Origin of the sequence: uncultured Selenomonas sp. (genome assembly GCA_905372355.1) — a bacterium.
Classification (GTDB): domain Bacteria; phylum Bacillota; class Negativicutes; order Selenomonadales; family Selenomonadaceae; genus Selenomonas.
Window position 1 is genome coordinate 14,544 of record CAJPOT010000003.1, and the last position, 14,857, is coordinate 29,400.

Consider the following 14,857-nt stretch of genomic DNA (forward strand, 5'->3'; position numbering starts at 1 on the left):
AGAAGTGCAACCGGGGCTTGAGGAAGCACAGATATTTCCCATACTTCTTTGATGCTTTTCCTATTGCAATATCCCCAGCTCGCGCAGCCGCTTGAAATCAATCGTTGTCTTGCGGTGCGGATGACGAGCGAGATACTGCTGCCGCTCAGGTTCCGCTGGATGGAAGCTTACGAGAGGCGCAGCTTTTGCATAGCAGTGACGCGTCAACTTCTTGTTGTGATTCGGGTCGTTGACCGTCACGTTCGCTTCTGTCGCGGCAGGAGGTCTGCCGCGATTCACGATGAAATTCATGTGATATTCGACGAGCGGCGCGTCCTCTGCATCGACGTAGTATACGCCGCTTTGGTACATCGGCCCTTTCGCCGCCCCCTGTCCATCCTTTTCATAGGGATTGACGACGGCGAAGAGGATGTCCAAAAGCTGCGATATATCTGTCTTCTTCGGGTTGTAGGCGATTTCCAGTCCCATGACAGCCTTGATCCAACCGCTTTTCACTGCATCATACGACGGCTCCTCACTCTGTGCATCAATATAGCCGGTACGCGTCGCGACGACGCCGGGCACATGATCGAAAACCGCCTGCAGCTCGTAGAAGCTGCCGCCAGAGACATATAGCCGTTTCGTATACAAGGATCATCCCTCCTCATGGGGATGCAGAAGATCGACATGGCGATCCGAAGCACGATGTATGTCGAAGACATGGATAAGCTCCGCCACACCCTGCGAGGGAGACACCGTCCCCTTGAGCACGGCATCGCGCACTTCCGGCATACGCCCCAGAATCACAGGATCATCAAAGAAGAGGTTGTGCAGGTGCTCGTCGATCATGCTGTTCATCCAGTCGAGCAGTTGACTTTCACGACGCTTCCGGAAAGCGCCATTCTCCTTCGTCGTGCTCTCAAAGATGCGAATGACATCCCAAAGCTCTTTCAATCCCGTCTTTTCCAAGGCAGAAACGAGGTAGGCATGCGTCTGCCAACCCGGCGTCGCGGGACGAATGTACTCGATCATACGCTCGTACTCGCCGCGTGCGACCTGAGCTTTCGTACGATTGTCTCCGTCTGCCTTGTTGATGACGATGGCGTCCGCCAGTTCCATGATGCCCTTCTTGATGCCTTGCAGCTCATCTCCTGCCCCCGTCAGAACGACGAGCAGGAAGAAGTCGACCATCGAGCGAACCGTCGTTTCCGACTGTCCGACGCCGACGGTTTCGATGAGGATGACATCATAACCGGCCGCCTCGCAAAGAAGCATTGTCTCACGACTCTTCCTCGCGACACCGCCCAAAGTGCCTCCGGCAGGCGACGGGCGAATGAATGCCTCTTCCCTGCGCGAAAGCGTGCCCATGCGCGTCTTGTCTCCAAGAATCGAGCCTTTCGTCACCGAGCTTGTCGGATCGACCGTCAGGACTGCGACGCGATGTCCCATGTCGCAGAGCATGTTGCCAAAAGCCTCGATCATCGTGCTCTTTCCCGCTCCCGGGACGCCTGTGATGCCGATGCGCAGAGCCTTCCCCGTATGGGGAAGGAGATCCTGCAGCACCCTCTGCGCCTTCGGGAAATGACGCGGGCTGTTGCTTTCGATGAGCGTGATGGCGCGCGAGAGGATCATGCGATCCCCCGCGGCCACGCCTTTCACATAGTCTTCCACATCAAGAATCATGCGATTCCTTCGGAAACCTGTCTTTCCAAGATCCGGGTTGATGTTGCCGACCGTCAGATCCTTGATGCCGTCAATGCCGCTCATGACGCTCGTGGCAAAATTCTTGTCCGCATTCTCCGGCACCCAGTCCGGCTTCGTGTTCGTGTATTTCGCCATGGTCGTTACCCCGCAGCCATTTCTTCCTTTGCACGTCCAATCAAGAGTTTCAGGAGTTTGACGCCCGCCTCGGGGATGTTCGTTCCCGGAGCGAAGATAGCGACCGCGCCGCTCTTGTAGAGGTGGTCATAGTCCTGCACGGGGATGACGCCGCCGATGCAGACCATGATGTCCTCGCGCCCAAGCTTCTTGAGTTCTTCCACAAGAGCCGGCAGGAGCGTGTTGTGACCGGCAGCCAGCGAGCTGAAGCCAACCATGTGAACATCGTTATCGACGGCATCCTGCGCCGTCTCATCCGGCGTCTGGAACAGAGGTCCGACATCGACGTCCCAGCCCATGTCAGCGAAGGAGGAGGCGATGACCTTCTGTCCGCGATCGTGACCGTCCTGACCCATCTTGGCGACAAAGATACGCGGCCGGCGACCCGTGAGCTTTTCAAAATCATCGGCAAGCGCACGCGCCTTGTCCAGCTCCGTCTTATCCGTAAACTCCGAAGAGTAGACGCCCGAAATCGTATGAATGACGGCCTGATAGCGACCCGAAACCTTTTCCACGGCATCCGAAATCTCGCCGAGCGAGCAGCGCACGCGCGCCGCTTCGACCGCGCATTCCAAGAGATTGCCGTTGTCGCGCGTCTCGGCGGCCTTCGTGATGGCTTCCAAGGCGGCGCGCACGTCGTCCTCGTTGCGGTTTGCACGCAGTTTTTCGAGGCGCTCGACCTGAGCCTGACGCACAGCGGTGTTGTCGATCGCGAGGATTTCCAGCGGATCTTCCTTCTCCAAGCGGTACTTGTTCAAGCCGACAATCGTCTCGTTGCCCGAATCGATTCTCGCCTGACGACGCGCTGCAGCCTCCTCGATGCGCATCTTCGGCAGACCCGTCGGAATCGCCTTCGCCATGCCGCCGAGGGATTCGACTTCCTGAATATGCGCCCAAGCGCGGCGAATGATCTCGTTCGTGAGGGCTTCGACGTAGTAGGAGCCACCCCACGGGTCGATGATCTTGCAGACGCTCGTCTCATCCTGAATGTAGAGCTGCGTATTGCGCGCGATGCGAGCCGAGAAGTCCGTCGGCAGAGCGATGGCCTCGTCGAGAGCGTTCGTGTGCAGCGACTGCGTGTGCCCGAGAGCCGCGCCCATCGCTTCCATCGCCGTGCGCGCGATGTTGTTGAACGGATCCTGCGCCGTAAGCGACCAGCCCGAAGTCTGCGAATGCGTGCGAAGCGCCATGGATTTGGGATTTTCCGCGCCGAACGACTTGACGATCTTCGCCCAGAGGACGCGCGCTGCACGCATCTTGGCGATTTCCATGAAGTAGTTCTTGCCGATTGCCCAGAAGAACGACAGGCGCTTTGCGAAGGCGTCGATCGGAAGTCCCGCCTTGATGCCCGTACGGATGTATTCGAGACCGTCGGCAAGCGTGTAGCCAAGCTCGATGTCTGCCGTCGCGCCAGCCTCCTGCATGTGGTAGCCCGAAATGGAAATGCTGTTGAACTTCGGCATATATTTCGTCGTGTACTCGAAGATATCGCCAATGATGCGCATCGACATATCCGGCGGATAGATGTACGTGTTGCGCACCATGAATTCTTTGAGGATGTCGTTCTGAATCGTACCCGCCATGATCTTCTTGTCAACGCCCTGCTCGACGCCTGACTGAATGAAGAAGGCGAGAATCGGCAGAACGGCGCCGTTCATCGTCATGGAAACCGACATCTGATCGAGCGGAATGCCCGAGAAGAGGATGTTCATGTCGAGCATCGAGCAAACTGAGACGCCCGCCTTGCCGACGTCGCCGATGACGCGCGGATTGTCGGCATCGTAGCCGCGATGCGTCGGCAGGTCGAAGGCGATGGAAAGACCCTTCTGACCGGCCGCAAGGTTTCTGCGGTAGAAAGCGTTCGATTCCTCCGCCGTCGAGAAGCCTGCGTACTGACGCACCGTCCACGGACGGAAAACGTACATCGTCGAGTACGGTCCTCTGAGGCACGGCGGGATGCCGCTCGCAAACTCCAAGTGGTTCATATGATCGTATTCATCGTGATTGTAGAAAGGCTTGATGGGAATTTTCTCCATCGTGCTCTCCATCAGCGAGTCATAGCTCATGCCCGTCGAAGCTTCCAAGCGTTTGCGCCAATCCGCCTCTTTATGAGCAGGCGCACCCTCAAGGTTGATTTTCGTGAAATCAGGGTTCTGTGCCATCACTGAATCATTCCTTTCTTCTTCTGCAGCATCTGCAGTGTCTTGTAGCAGTTGGCACGCACGGAAATGAAGTCATCCACGCCCGCTTCGCGATAAATTGGCTCCAAATCCTTCGGCGCAGCGCCCGCGAGGAAGATCGTAGCCGCAGGCAATGCCGCGCGCAGTTTCGGCGCAAGCTCGGGCACAATTTCCGGATACGTCGGATCTGTCGAGCAGATGACGACAGCATCGGCGCCCGACTCCTTCGCAGCGGCAGCCGCCTCATCCGTCGTCTTGAATCCGTCGTTCAACAGCACTTCAAAAGCGCCGACCTGCAGGAAGCTCGTCGAGAAATCGGCACGCGCCTTGTGCTGCGGAATGGGGCCCATATTCGCGAGGAAGATCTTCACGTTGTCGCCGTCATGACTGTCTCTGTACTCCTCGGTGATGCGGCGCAGCGTCTCGTAACGCTCGCTCCAGCGGTGCGCTTCAATTGCCGTGATCTTCTCAGCTGCCTCGCCCGTCTGCAGAGCCTCGCGAAGCTCCGCAATCGTCGCACCGGCCTTCGCCGCCTTGACAGCCGCTTCCGCTTTCTCGCCCTTGCCCGCATTCTTCAATGCCGTGAGGCACTCCTTTTTGAATGTCTCGTCCACATCGGCGAGATAGGCTTCGACATCCTTCTTGCGCTTTTCCAGAAGTTCCGCCACATCCTCTGTGCGCGGATCGAGCAGTTTCTCCGTCATATTCGGATACATATTGTTGCCGACGATGCGATCTCTGCGCAGTTCGAGCTTCTTGAAGCGATCTTCAAGCGTCTTTGCGACTTCCTCCTGCACATAGCCGACTTCGAGAGCCTTGACGATACCGCCCTTGCCCTCGATCGTCTGGAATTCTGCCCAAATCTTTTCCTGAATTTCTTTCGTCAGCGTCTCGACTGCCCAAGAGCCGCCCGCTGGATCAATCGGCTGCATAAGGCCGAATTCTTCCTGCAGCATGATCTGCACATTGCGCGCGATGCGGCGCGAGAACTCATCACCCTTGCGAATCGGCTCATCGAACGGAGCGTTCTCAAAGGAGTCAAGTCCGCCGACGACACCGGAGAAGATCTCCGTCGTGTTGCGCAGCATGTTGACGTAAGGATCGTAAACCGTCTTGAAAAACAGTGCGGGACGTGCATGTACGTGGATGCGCTGCGCCTCTTCTCCGCCGCCGAACGCCTTGACGATCTGCGCCCAAATCGGGCGAACCGCACGAAGCTTCGCAATCTGCAGGAAGAAGTTCGCGCCCATCGAGAAGCCGAACATCATCTGCCCTGCCGCCTCGTCGACCGTAAGTCCGCGCTCCATGAGGGCACGCAAGTACGCGACGCCGACGGCGAGCGTCGAGGCGACTTCCTGCACATCGTTGGCGCCGCCGCGCGAAACGGCATCGCTACGCACCATGATCGTCTTGAGATTCGGCGCATACTGTTTTGCCCAGAGAGCGGCCTCCGCCATCTCATCGTAGAGCTGGGGCAGCGAAGCGTAGTTCTCACCGCGCTGAATCAACTCGCCCAAGGGATCTGCTCCCACGAAGCCGCTGAGCTTCGCGAGGTCACCGCCGTCAGACTTGACGGACGCAGCGACGAGAGACAGCATCGGCAGGGACGACGCGCCCGCATAGATGTAGAGCGGATGCTGGTCGAGCTTCAAGCCGTTGAGCGTCGTGTGCATATCCTCAACCGTTGTGATATTGCAGCCTTCATCACCGATTTTTTCAGCATCCTTGGCATCCTTGTTGAGGAGCGTTGCCGAATCGAGGCGGATGTTGTAGATCGTCGAACCCTTGTCCACTTCGCGGTGCAAGAGTTCGTTGTTCTCCTCGGGCAGCGTCTCGTCGCACGACTGCGCGATGCCCCAAGGCTGTTCGATATAGCCGTTCGGACGCACACCGCGCAGGAAGTTGTCCATGCCGGGAAAGTCCGTCCTCGGCAGGATCTCGTCCGTCATCTTGTGGGTGTACATCGGCTCGAATGTGATGCCCTCGTACGTTTTCGTGAACATCTTTTTCTCGAAGGGCGCCCCCTTCAAGAGTGCGACGCATGCCTCTTTCCACTCGTCATACGTCGGCGGTTCGAATTCGTCGAGCGGCACATCGGGGAAACTCGTTTGCTGTTCGGCCTTCTTCAAGATGGCCTGCAGGTCAAGATTCTCGTCCTGACCCTTTGTCTCATTGCTCATATTTCCACAGCCTCCCTTGAAATAATACGGAATACAACAAAAAGCCGCCCTGCAGTCGAGGGCGGCTTCATCATTTTCGTGAACAGGCTTGCAGGAAATCTCTTCTGCACATCATGTCCGTGCAAAGTGCATTTTCCAATAAAAAATCCGGTGCAAATCTGCGCCGGAGAGCCTGCCGTGAAACGACAAAATCCCCTACCCATCGCTCGCAGGTACCAGCGCAAATCGCGCTGACGGTGATGTCAAAACAGGCAGTTCTCCTGGCTCAGATTCATCGTCCGATCATGCCTTCCCAGAGATTTCTCCAGTGGCCTTTTATGAAGGACTCCTCTTACAGTGGCGGGACCGCTCCGGCTTCTACCGAATTCCCTATTAAGTCTTGCGACGCCTGTCTCCAACAATATGTTGTTTTCATCTTTATATTAACTCTGTTTATTGGGGATTGTCAATACTCCCGAAGTCTTTTACAATAAAAATATGGTTTGATTCTGCATAGATTTTCTACGATTTTCTACGATTCTTCAAAATTGCACAAGGAGACACAGCATGATCAAAGTTCATGGATCCGTCATCATCGAGCAGGGCGTGACCTTCGCCATCGTCGTCGTCAAGCCCCACGTCACGCAGTACACGGCTCGCGCCGTATCGTTCCGCAATGAGATCGCCCCCTTCTTCCGCAACATGCCCATCGTACTGATGTCGCAGGACAAGGACGGCAATCCGCGCTACTATGGCAGAAAGGACATCGTCGATTTTCTAAAGACGGTCAAGGTCGAGCAGATTCCCTGGAAGACGTACCATATTTATTAAGAAACGCAATTGCCGCCAAAAAGCGCCCGCAAAGGCGCTTTTTGGCGGCAATCCATCAGATCATATTCTTGATATAGGCGTCATAAAGCGCCTTGAGTTCCTCGATCTTGTCATACATCTCCACCTGCAGACCCGACGCCACGGCGTAATCGCCTTCGTGCAAGGCCTTGATGAGAAGCGTGAACAGAGATTTTTCGTCGATGCTGTCCTTCGCGAGATACGAGCGAATGCCGTTGATCTTGTTCCAGTTGTAGGAATCCTGATCCGTCACGAAGGTCGCCTGCACTTCCTTTGCCTTGCGCACGATGTCGCGGTTCTCAGGAATGATGCGGCTGATGAGTTCCGTCTTCCAGCGCAGGAGAGCGCCCGCCTTGAACGCCTCGATGATCTGCGGACGCAGAGCGCCGCCCACCGTGATGGCGGCGACCTTCTCGGGATGATTCTCAAACCCCTGCATATTTTCCCAAACCGTCGCCGGCGGTGCGCCGAAGAGGCGATTTCTTTCCTTTTCGGTGTAATCCTCGAAGACGTCGACCTCGCTACGATAAGCGCGATCCTTTTCAAGATAAAAGCCTTCCTTCCCCGCTTCCTTGGAAAGTTCTGCCAGAAGTTCCTCCGTCGTATGGTGAATCGAGGTCTTCACACCGTCAAGCACTGCAGAATAGACCGCAGCCAAAACAAGGTATATATTGGAATACGGATTGCAGGCGCGCAGTTCGAAGCGCGTCGCATAGGGATTCGCCAAATCGCGAATCAATCCTGCAAGTATCGTGCGGTTGCGCGACGGAATCTCCGGCGTATAGCCGAGCGAAGTGACGATGCAGACGGGCGCTTCAAAGCCGGGCTTCAAGCGGTTGAGCGAATCGTTCGTCGCCGACACGAAGGGATTGATGACCTCATAATTCTTCAAGAGCCCCATGATCGCGCCATAACCGACGGCACTCAGGTAGTCCTTCGTCATATCCTGCGGCGTGAAGAGATTGTGCACCTTGCCGTCTTCCATGACGGCGGCGATGCAGAAATGCGTATGCTCGCCGTTGCCCGCAAGGCCGATCATCGGCTTCGCCTTGAAATTCACCTCAAGGCCGTTCTCACGGAAGACCTCGCGCACCATCGTGCGCACAATCAATTCATTGTCCGCCGCCTGCAGGGCGTCAGAAAAGCGCCAGTCGATCTCGATCTGCTCGCACACATGCGTCATCTTGCCCGACTCGTCAATCTGCGCCTTGAGACCACCGACCTCCTTGTGCCCCATCTCAACCTGCAGTCCGTAGCGATCGAGCAGCATGACCGCCTGCTCCAACGCCGTGCGCACAGCGCCGTGCGTACGCTGCCAATACTGCTCCTGCATGACCTGAGAAGCCGAAAGTTCCTCCACATTCGTCTCTTCGAGAGGCGTCTTGACCCAGAACTCCAACTCGGTAGCCGAAGTGAACTGGAAATCGACAATCTTCGAGCCGTCGATATGCTCAAGGCCCGAAACGTGCGGATGCTCCTTGAACATCTGCAAGAGTTCCTTTTTCAAGTAGACCAGGGTATCCTTCAAGATGGCACGCGAATCGACGCGCTTGCCGTCATGAATGAGGAAGGACGGAATGCGCAGCGTGCCGATGGGCTTGCCCGTTTCCTCATCGAAATGCTCAAGATTATAATCGATGAACCAGTTCGCTTCCGGATCGATCGGCATGTCGACCTTCGCGTTGTTCAAGATGGCAATGCCCGTCAGCACGACCGAAGAACCGTCCGTCTGCACCGCCGTACCATTGTAGAAATCATCCATATCCTTGAGGAAGATGCGCATCGGTATCTTTTCATCGGTATCATTGCCTGCGAGATCGATGCCGACGAGAGAAACAAACTTTATCTCCGGATGCGCCTCCAAGAGACGAACGATTTCTTTCTTCGAGGAATTTGCTGGAATCACATACAACAAGTCTTCCATTTCAACCATCCTTTTCCTTTCGTGGGCAGACATTTCATTCGCTGCAACGACAGCGGCACAAAAAAAACCGCACAGCAAAGCTTTCCCGTACATGCGCGGAAAACAAAGCTATACGGCAACGCTGCCAACATACTTATCCATGCGACTATCATAGCACCTCCTTCTCCTTCTGTCCAGCAAAATTCTGCCAAAAGCAGGAACTTTTTCCGCTGGCGTGGTATAATCGCTGAAAGACACCTCTCAAGGAAAGGCAGCATCCGCATGGCAAAAAAAGTTTTGCAAACCAGTCGATTCAAAATCTTCGGCATCGTGCAGGGCGTCGGATTTCGCCCCTTCGTCAGCCGCACGGCAAATGCGCTCGGCATCACGGGAGACGTCTGCAACAAGGGCTCCTATGTAGAAGTTCGTGCCCAAGGCACGAAGGACGCTCTGCAAGATTTTCGCAAGAAACTGGAAAAAGAGCCGCCCGAACGCGCAGTCATACTGAAAATCCTGCAAGATTCTATGGAAAAAGCCCCTTTGTTTCACGATTTCCAAATTATCGAAAGCGCCCATGAGAGCGGCGACGTATTTGTTTCACCCGACATCGCCGTCTGTCCCAAGTGTCAAACCGAACTTTTCGATAAAAGCGACCGCCGCTACCTCCATCCGTTCATCAACTGCACCTCTTGCGGTCCCAGGCTCACGATCCTCGACGCCATGCCCTACGACCGCGAGCGTACGAGCATGGGAGCGTTCCCCATGTGCCCGGCGTGCCGTTACGAATACACCCATGCCGAGACGCGCCGCTACGACGCGCAGCCCGTATGCTGCAACGACTGCGGACCGCACGTCTATCTCCTTGGCGGCGAAGAGCGCGACCATGCTGCAATCACACGCGCAAGGCATGTGCTGCAGGCGGGCGGCATTGTCGCCGTCAAGGGCATCGGCGGCTTTCACCTCGCTTGTGACGCAAGAAATGAGGCGGCCGTGCAGCGGCTGCGCGAGCACAAAAGCCGCCCGCAGAAGCCCTTCGCCGTCATGCTGCGCGGCCTCGACACCGTGCGGCGCGAGTGCCGCCTCAGCGACGCACAGAAAGCGCACCTCGACAATCACCAAAAACCCATCGTTCTGCTGGAAAAAAGCGGCAACGGAAAAATCGCTGCGAGCGTCGCACCCGCAATGCCCTCCCTCGGCGTCATGCTGCCCTACACGCCGTTGCATCTTCTGCTCTTTTCCTTGCCCGACGAACTCGCTGATTTCACAGATTGCCTCGTCATGACGAGCGGCAACCCTTCGGGAGCGCCGATCTGCCGTACGGACGAGGACGCACTCGACGCGCTTTCTTCCATCGCCGACCTCATCCTCTCGCACGACCGCGAGATTCGTCTGCGCGCCGATGACAGCGTCATGGATTTCTACGAAGGTGCGCCTTATATGATTCGACGCAGCCGCGGCTACGCACCGCTTCCCTTGATGCTCTCTGCCGATTTCCAAGGCTCGGTTCTCGGCATTGGCGGCGAACTCAAGAACACTTTCTGCCTTGCCAAGAATTCACTCTTCTACCCCTCGCCCTATCTCGGCGATATGAGCGATCTGCGCACCCTCCGAGCTCTGCGCCAAGCCCTGCCGCGCATGGAGCGTCTGCTCGCCATCACTCCCGTCGCCGTCGCCGCCGACCTTCATCCGCGCTACGAAACGAGCCGCTTCGCCGAAACCTTGGGACTTCCCATCTTCAAGGTGCAGCACCACCACGCGCATGTGCTCTCCGTCATGGTGGAGAACGATCACCTCTCCCCCGTCATCGGCGTGAGTTTCGACGGCACAGGCTACGGTACGGACGGAACGATCTGGGGCGGCGAAATCATGCTCGCTACAACGCGTGATTTTCAAAGGCTCGCCTCCCTTGCGCCCTTCTTCCATGCAGGCGGCGACCTCGCCGCGCGAGAAGGCTGGCGTCTTGCCGTTTCCTTGCTCCATCTTTACTGCGGCAGGGAGAATGCCCTCCTCCACAGCAAAAAACTCGGCCTTGCGACAGAAAAAGAAGCTGCCTCCGTCATCTTCCAACTGGAGAATGGCTTGCATACGACGATTTCGACGAGCGCGGGGCGGCTCTTCGATGCCGTCAGCGCCTTGCTCGGCATCCGCCGCATCTCCACCTATGAGGGAGAAGCCGCCGTATACCTGCAATTCGCAGCTGAGACCGCCGAAAAGGCTGGAAATTCTGCACAAGCGGACGCGCTGCTCGCACGCTGGAAAGCGGACGGCACGCTCCAAGCGACGCCGACAGAAAGCGCCATTATGATTACGGACGGTCGCTTCCTGCTGACCTCAAACGATTTATTCTGCCATCTGCTGCAATATCGCCTGCAAAATGTGTCAAGCGACCTCCTAGCACTCGCTTTTCATCGCGGACTTGCCGCCGCCATCCGCGACGCTTGCAAAAACGCGCGTGAAATGACAGGCTGCAGCACGGCGGCACTGACAGGCGGCGTATTTCAAAACACCCTGCTGTTGCGCCTGACACAAAACGCATTGGAAAAAGACGGGTTTCATGTCCTGCATCACAGCATCATCCCACCGAATGACGGCGGTATCGCCGTCGGACAGGCGCTCTTCGCCATGCAGTGCCTGAAGGACAAATAGAGCAGTCACGAATAGAAAGGAACTTTTCATGGGACTTAACGACACCCCCTCGGGCGAACGCCTGCACATCGGCTTTTTCGGCCGCCGCAATGCCGGGAAATCCAGCCTCATCAATGCCATCACGGGACAGGAAGTCGCCGTCGTCTCCCCCGAAAAGGGTACGACGACCGACCCTGTAACGAAAGCGATGGAACTTCTTCCGCTCGGCCCCGTCCTCCTCATTGACACGCCGGGCTTTGACGACACGGGCGACCTGGGCGAACTCAGAGTCAAGAGGACGCGCCGCATCTTGAACAAGACGGATATCGCCGTTCTCGTCCTCGATGCCGCTGAAGGCATGACAGCGGTCGACGAAGAACTGATGCAGATTTTTCGCGAGAAGGACATCCCCCATCTCATCGTCTGCAACAAATGCGAGGACGAAAAGCGTCCTTCCTCTGCCGGCAATGAAAGCATACTCCAAGTCAGCGCTATGAAAGACCTCGGCATAAACGAGCTGAAAGAACGCTTGAGCCAGATTGCGCCGCAAGAAAAACCTCGCGCTTTCGTGCGCGACCTGCTTGCCCCGCACGCTCTCGTCTTGCTCATCGCGCCCATGGACAAGGCGGCGCCGAAAGGCCGTCTCATCCTGCCGCAGCAGCAAGCGATTCGGGACATCTTGGAAGCAAGAGCCCTGCCTCTCGTCTGTCAGGAGACGGAGATTTCCGCTGCACTTGACAGCCTGAAGAACGCGCCCGATCTCGTTATCTGCGACAGCCAGATATTCAAAAAAGCTGCTTCTTTCATACCCGAGTCCATCCCTCTGACCTCCTTCTCCATCCTTATGGCGCGTTACAAAGGCTTTCTTTCTGAGGCCGTAAACGGCATCGCCGCTCTCCCTCGCCTCGCGGACGGCGATACCGTACTCATTTCCGAAGGCTGCACGCATCACCGTCAATGCAACGACATCGGCACGGTCAAGATTCCGCATTGGCTCACCGAGCACACAAAGAAGAAGCTGCTTTTTGAAACCTCAAGCGGCCAGACCTTCCCGGAGGATCTGCAGAAGTATCAGCTCATCATCCATTGCGGCGGCTGTATGCTCAATCAGCGCGAGATGCTCTACCGCATGAAATGTGCCAAGGATCAGGGCGTGCCCATGACGAACTACGGCACGCTCATCGCTCATCTGCACGGTATCCTGCAGCGCAGCTTGGGACTTTTCCCGCATCTTGCAAAAAGATTTTAGACTAGGACTTTTCTATTAACTTTTGAAAAAGATATGCTTTTCTTTATTTCCCTTATAATTTACCTAATATTTTTGCAGGGATTTCTCTTTTTATCTAGAAAGAATAGCAGAAAAGCATTTTCAGGAGAAGGCTTATCCGTCCTTTGACCTAAGTACAACTACAAGGGGCAAAACAGAGTACGAAGCCATACCCCAACTTTGAGGAGGAATTTTCATGGCTCTGCCAGAAACCATCAAGACAAATGAAGACATTATCAACGCCTTCAAGGCGGTGCTCCCCTATCTGAATGAAGTGGTGGAAGCTGATATCACCTCTGTTCTCTCGGACGGAACGAAATGTCTTGCCGTTGTACCCGCCAAGAGTTTCTCCCTCCCGCTGAACGTAGGCGACTCCATGCTCGAACATCCGGCAATTCAGGACGCAATGCGTACCAAGCGTCCATCGATCGTCGAGCTGCCCGCCTCCGTTGCCGGCATCGCGCTTCGCACTGCCGGAGCGCCGATCTTCGGCATAAACGGCGAGGTGATCGGCGTCGTCGCTGCCGGCTTCCGTCCGAGCGCCACAGAAACCGTGCTTGAGAACATCGAGCGCATATCATCCGCCGTACAGACGATTCATGCTTCCGTTCAACAGGTCGCGGAAAGTGCCAACGAACTTGCAAAATCCGGGCAGGAATCCGTTTCCCAAGCCGCTATCCTGCAGGAACGCAATGCGGAAACGATCAAAGTCATCGACTTTATCAACGGCATCGCCCAGCAGACGAACCTTCTCGGTCTCAATGCCGCCATCGAAGCGGCGCGTGCAGGCGAGCAGGGAAAAGGCTTCGCCGTCGTTGCTGAAGAGGTGCGGAAGATGGCAGAGCAGTCGCGCACGGCCACGGAGAAGATTCAGGCGACTCTTTCCGAAATGAACAAGGCTGTCATGGAAATCTCCAAATCCATCGAATCGACCGGCGCCATCAGCGAGGAGCAGGCCGCCTCAACCGAAGAAATCACAGCGAGCCTTGCAGGGGCGCGCGACATCATCGAAGATCTCAAGCGCTTCGTCAAAGAACTGAAATAAACTACGCACAAGTATCGCCTCGTGGACATTATGCGCCGCTTTTAATGAAAGTACCCCCGTTTCATAGCAAGAAACGACTGATATGGAGGAGGAACATCCCTATGGCACTGCCGGAAAATATCCAGACAAACGAACAGCTCATCGACGCCTTCAAACTCGTACTGCCCTATCTGAATCCCATCCTGCCGGACGATACGCGGCTCGTCATATCATCGCCCGAGACCATCCTCGACGTCGCACCTGCAAAACACTTGCAGATCAAGAGTTCTCCCGGAGACTCTGTGCGCAACATCGCCGTCGTACAGCAGGCGTTCAACGAACGCCGCACGACATCTTCGGCGCTCGATCCAAGCCTCTACGGCGTACCGATTCATGTCACGGCAGCGCCCGTTACTGGGCCGAACGGCGATGTTCCCATCGTCATTTCTTCAAGCTATGAAATCAGTGATACCTTGAACAAGATTGCCGAAAACATTGATCGCATCGCCAATGCGACAGAAACCGTATATCAGTCCATTGAGCAAGTCGCCAACAGTGCAGGCGAGCTTGCCCGCACGGGGCAGGAATCTGTTTCGCAGGCAGGCACGCTGCAGGAGCGAAACGCAGAGACCATCAAGGTCATCGACTTCATCAACGAAATCGCCCAGCAAACGAATCTCTTGGGCCTCAACGCCGCCATTGAGGCTGCGCGCGCTGGCGAGCAAGGCAGAGGCTTCGCCGTCGTCGCTGAAGAGGTCAGAAAACTTGCTGAGCAGTCCCGTACAGCCACAGAGAAAATTCAAGAAACCCTTTCCGAGATGAATAAATCCGTCGCGGAAATCTCCAAATCTATCGAGTCGACAGGCGCGATCAGCGAAGAACAGGCTGCTTCCACGCAGGAAATCACAGCCAACCTCTCGCGCGTGCGTGACATCATCACAGAACTGCAGAACTTTGTCAACGGGCTGCAGAAATAAGTCAACAATAAAAGAG

10 protein-coding genes and 1 riboswitch are annotated in these 14,857 nt (G+C 56.1%); of the genes, 5 read left to right on the forward strand and 5 right to left on the reverse strand.

Annotation, left to right across the window (positions count from 1 at the left end; all coding sequences use genetic code 11):
* Positions 1-60: 60 nt before the first annotated feature.
* Genes QZ177_RS02200 through QZ177_RS02215 form a run of 4 tightly spaced genes read right to left on the reverse strand, consistent with a single transcriptional unit; the run spans position 61 to position 6,217 of the window.
* Positions 61-630 (reverse strand): peptide-methionine (S)-S-oxide reductase, encoded by a 570-nt coding sequence (locus QZ177_RS02200; RefSeq protein ID WP_009646231.1) that lies wholly within the window; start codon positions 628-630, stop codon positions 61-63.
* Between the two features lie 3 nt (positions 631-633).
* Positions 634-1,818, reverse strand: a complete 1,185-nt coding sequence (meaB, locus tag QZ177_RS02205; protein ID WP_006193052.1) for a methylmalonyl Co-A mutase-associated GTPase MeaB — start codon at positions 1,816-1,818, stop codon at positions 634-636.
* Positions 1,819-1,823: 5 nt separating this feature from the next.
* Positions 1,824-4,019 (reverse strand): methylmalonyl-CoA mutase, encoded by a 2,196-nt coding sequence (gene scpA, locus QZ177_RS02210; RefSeq protein ID WP_009646212.1) that lies wholly within the window; start codon positions 4,017-4,019, stop codon positions 1,824-1,826.
* Positions 4,019-6,217 carry a methylmalonyl-CoA mutase family protein gene (locus tag QZ177_RS02215; protein ID WP_294175386.1) on the reverse strand — a complete coding sequence of 733 codons (2,199 nt, stop codon included), beginning with the start codon at positions 6,215-6,217 and terminating at the stop codon, positions 4,019-4,021. The genes scpA and QZ177_RS02215 overlap by 1 nt, the downstream gene beginning before the upstream one ends.
* Positions 6,218-6,449: 232 nt before the next feature.
* Positions 6,450-6,624: riboswitch (cobalamin riboswitch) on the reverse strand.
* Positions 6,625-6,763: 139 nt separating this feature from the next.
* Here QZ177_RS02215 and QZ177_RS02220 point away from each other — a divergent pair.
* A complete protein-coding gene (locus QZ177_RS02220) occupies positions 6,764-7,027 on the forward strand; it encodes a hypothetical protein (protein WP_294175387.1) in 264 nt (87 codons plus the stop codon).
* A 55-nt stretch (positions 7,028-7,082) separates the two neighbouring features.
* Here QZ177_RS02220 and QZ177_RS02225 read toward each other — a convergent pair whose 3' ends face one another.
* Positions 7,083-8,969, reverse strand: a complete 1,887-nt coding sequence (locus tag QZ177_RS02225; protein ID WP_265071610.1) for a glutamine synthetase — start codon at positions 8,967-8,969, stop codon at positions 7,083-7,085.
* A gap of 261 nt (positions 8,970-9,230) precedes the next feature.
* On the opposite strand from QZ177_RS02225, the gene hypF reads away from it, so the two are divergent.
* The 4 genes from hypF to QZ177_RS02245 all read left to right on the forward strand — a co-directional run bounded on the left by hypF (position 9,231) and on the right by QZ177_RS02245 (position 14,841).
* Positions 9,231-11,594 carry a carbamoyltransferase HypF gene (gene hypF, locus QZ177_RS02230; RefSeq protein ID WP_294175388.1) on the forward strand — a complete coding sequence of 788 codons (2,364 nt, stop codon included), beginning with the start codon at positions 9,231-9,233 and terminating at the stop codon, positions 11,592-11,594.
* Positions 11,595-11,622: 28 nt separating this feature from the next.
* A complete protein-coding gene (hydF, locus tag QZ177_RS02235; RefSeq protein ID WP_294175389.1) occupies positions 11,623-12,822 on the forward strand; it encodes a [FeFe] hydrogenase H-cluster maturation GTPase HydF in 1,200 nt (399 codons plus the stop codon).
* A gap of 214 nt (positions 12,823-13,036) precedes the next feature.
* On the forward strand, positions 13,037-13,885 hold the full coding sequence (locus QZ177_RS02240) for a methyl-accepting chemotaxis protein (protein ID WP_294175390.1): 849 nt from the start codon (positions 13,037-13,039) through the stop codon (positions 13,883-13,885).
* Positions 13,886-13,986: 101 nt separating this feature from the next.
* Positions 13,987-14,841: a methyl-accepting chemotaxis protein gene (locus QZ177_RS02245; protein WP_294175391.1), complete on the forward strand. Its 855-nt coding sequence runs from the start codon at positions 13,987-13,989 to the stop codon at positions 14,839-14,841.
* Positions 14,842-14,857 lie beyond the last annotated feature (16 nt).

What these genes read in the sequence shown, in the direction of transcription:
- hypF (WP_294175388.1), top strand. Translation starts at nt 9,231, where the DNA reads ATGGCAAAAAAAGTTTTGCAAACCAGTCGATTCAAAATCTTCGGCATC.
- QZ177_RS02240 (WP_294175390.1), top strand. Translation starts at nt 13,037, where the DNA reads ATGGCTCTGCCAGAAACCATCAAGACAAATGAAGACATTATCAACGCC.
- QZ177_RS02225 (WP_265071610.1), bottom strand. Translation starts at nt 8,969, where the DNA reads ATGGAAGACTTGTTGTATGTGATTCCAGCAAATTCCTCGAAGAAAGAA.
- meaB (WP_006193052.1), bottom strand. Translation starts at nt 1,818, where the DNA reads ATGGCGAAATACACGAACACGAAGCCGGACTGGGTGCCGGAGAATGCG.
- hydF (WP_294175389.1), top strand. Translation starts at nt 11,623, where the DNA reads ATGGGACTTAACGACACCCCCTCGGGCGAACGCCTGCACATCGGCTTT.
- QZ177_RS02245 (WP_294175391.1), top strand. Translation starts at nt 13,987, where the DNA reads ATGGCACTGCCGGAAAATATCCAGACAAACGAACAGCTCATCGACGCC.
- QZ177_RS02215 (WP_294175386.1), bottom strand. Translation starts at nt 6,217, where the DNA reads ATGAGCAATGAGACAAAGGGTCAGGACGAGAATCTTGACCTGCAGGCC.
- scpA (WP_009646212.1), bottom strand. Translation starts at nt 4,019, where the DNA reads ATGGCACAGAACCCTGATTTCACGAAAATCAACCTTGAGGGTGCGCCT.
- QZ177_RS02220 (WP_294175387.1), top strand. Translation starts at nt 6,764, where the DNA reads ATGATCAAAGTTCATGGATCCGTCATCATCGAGCAGGGCGTGACCTTC.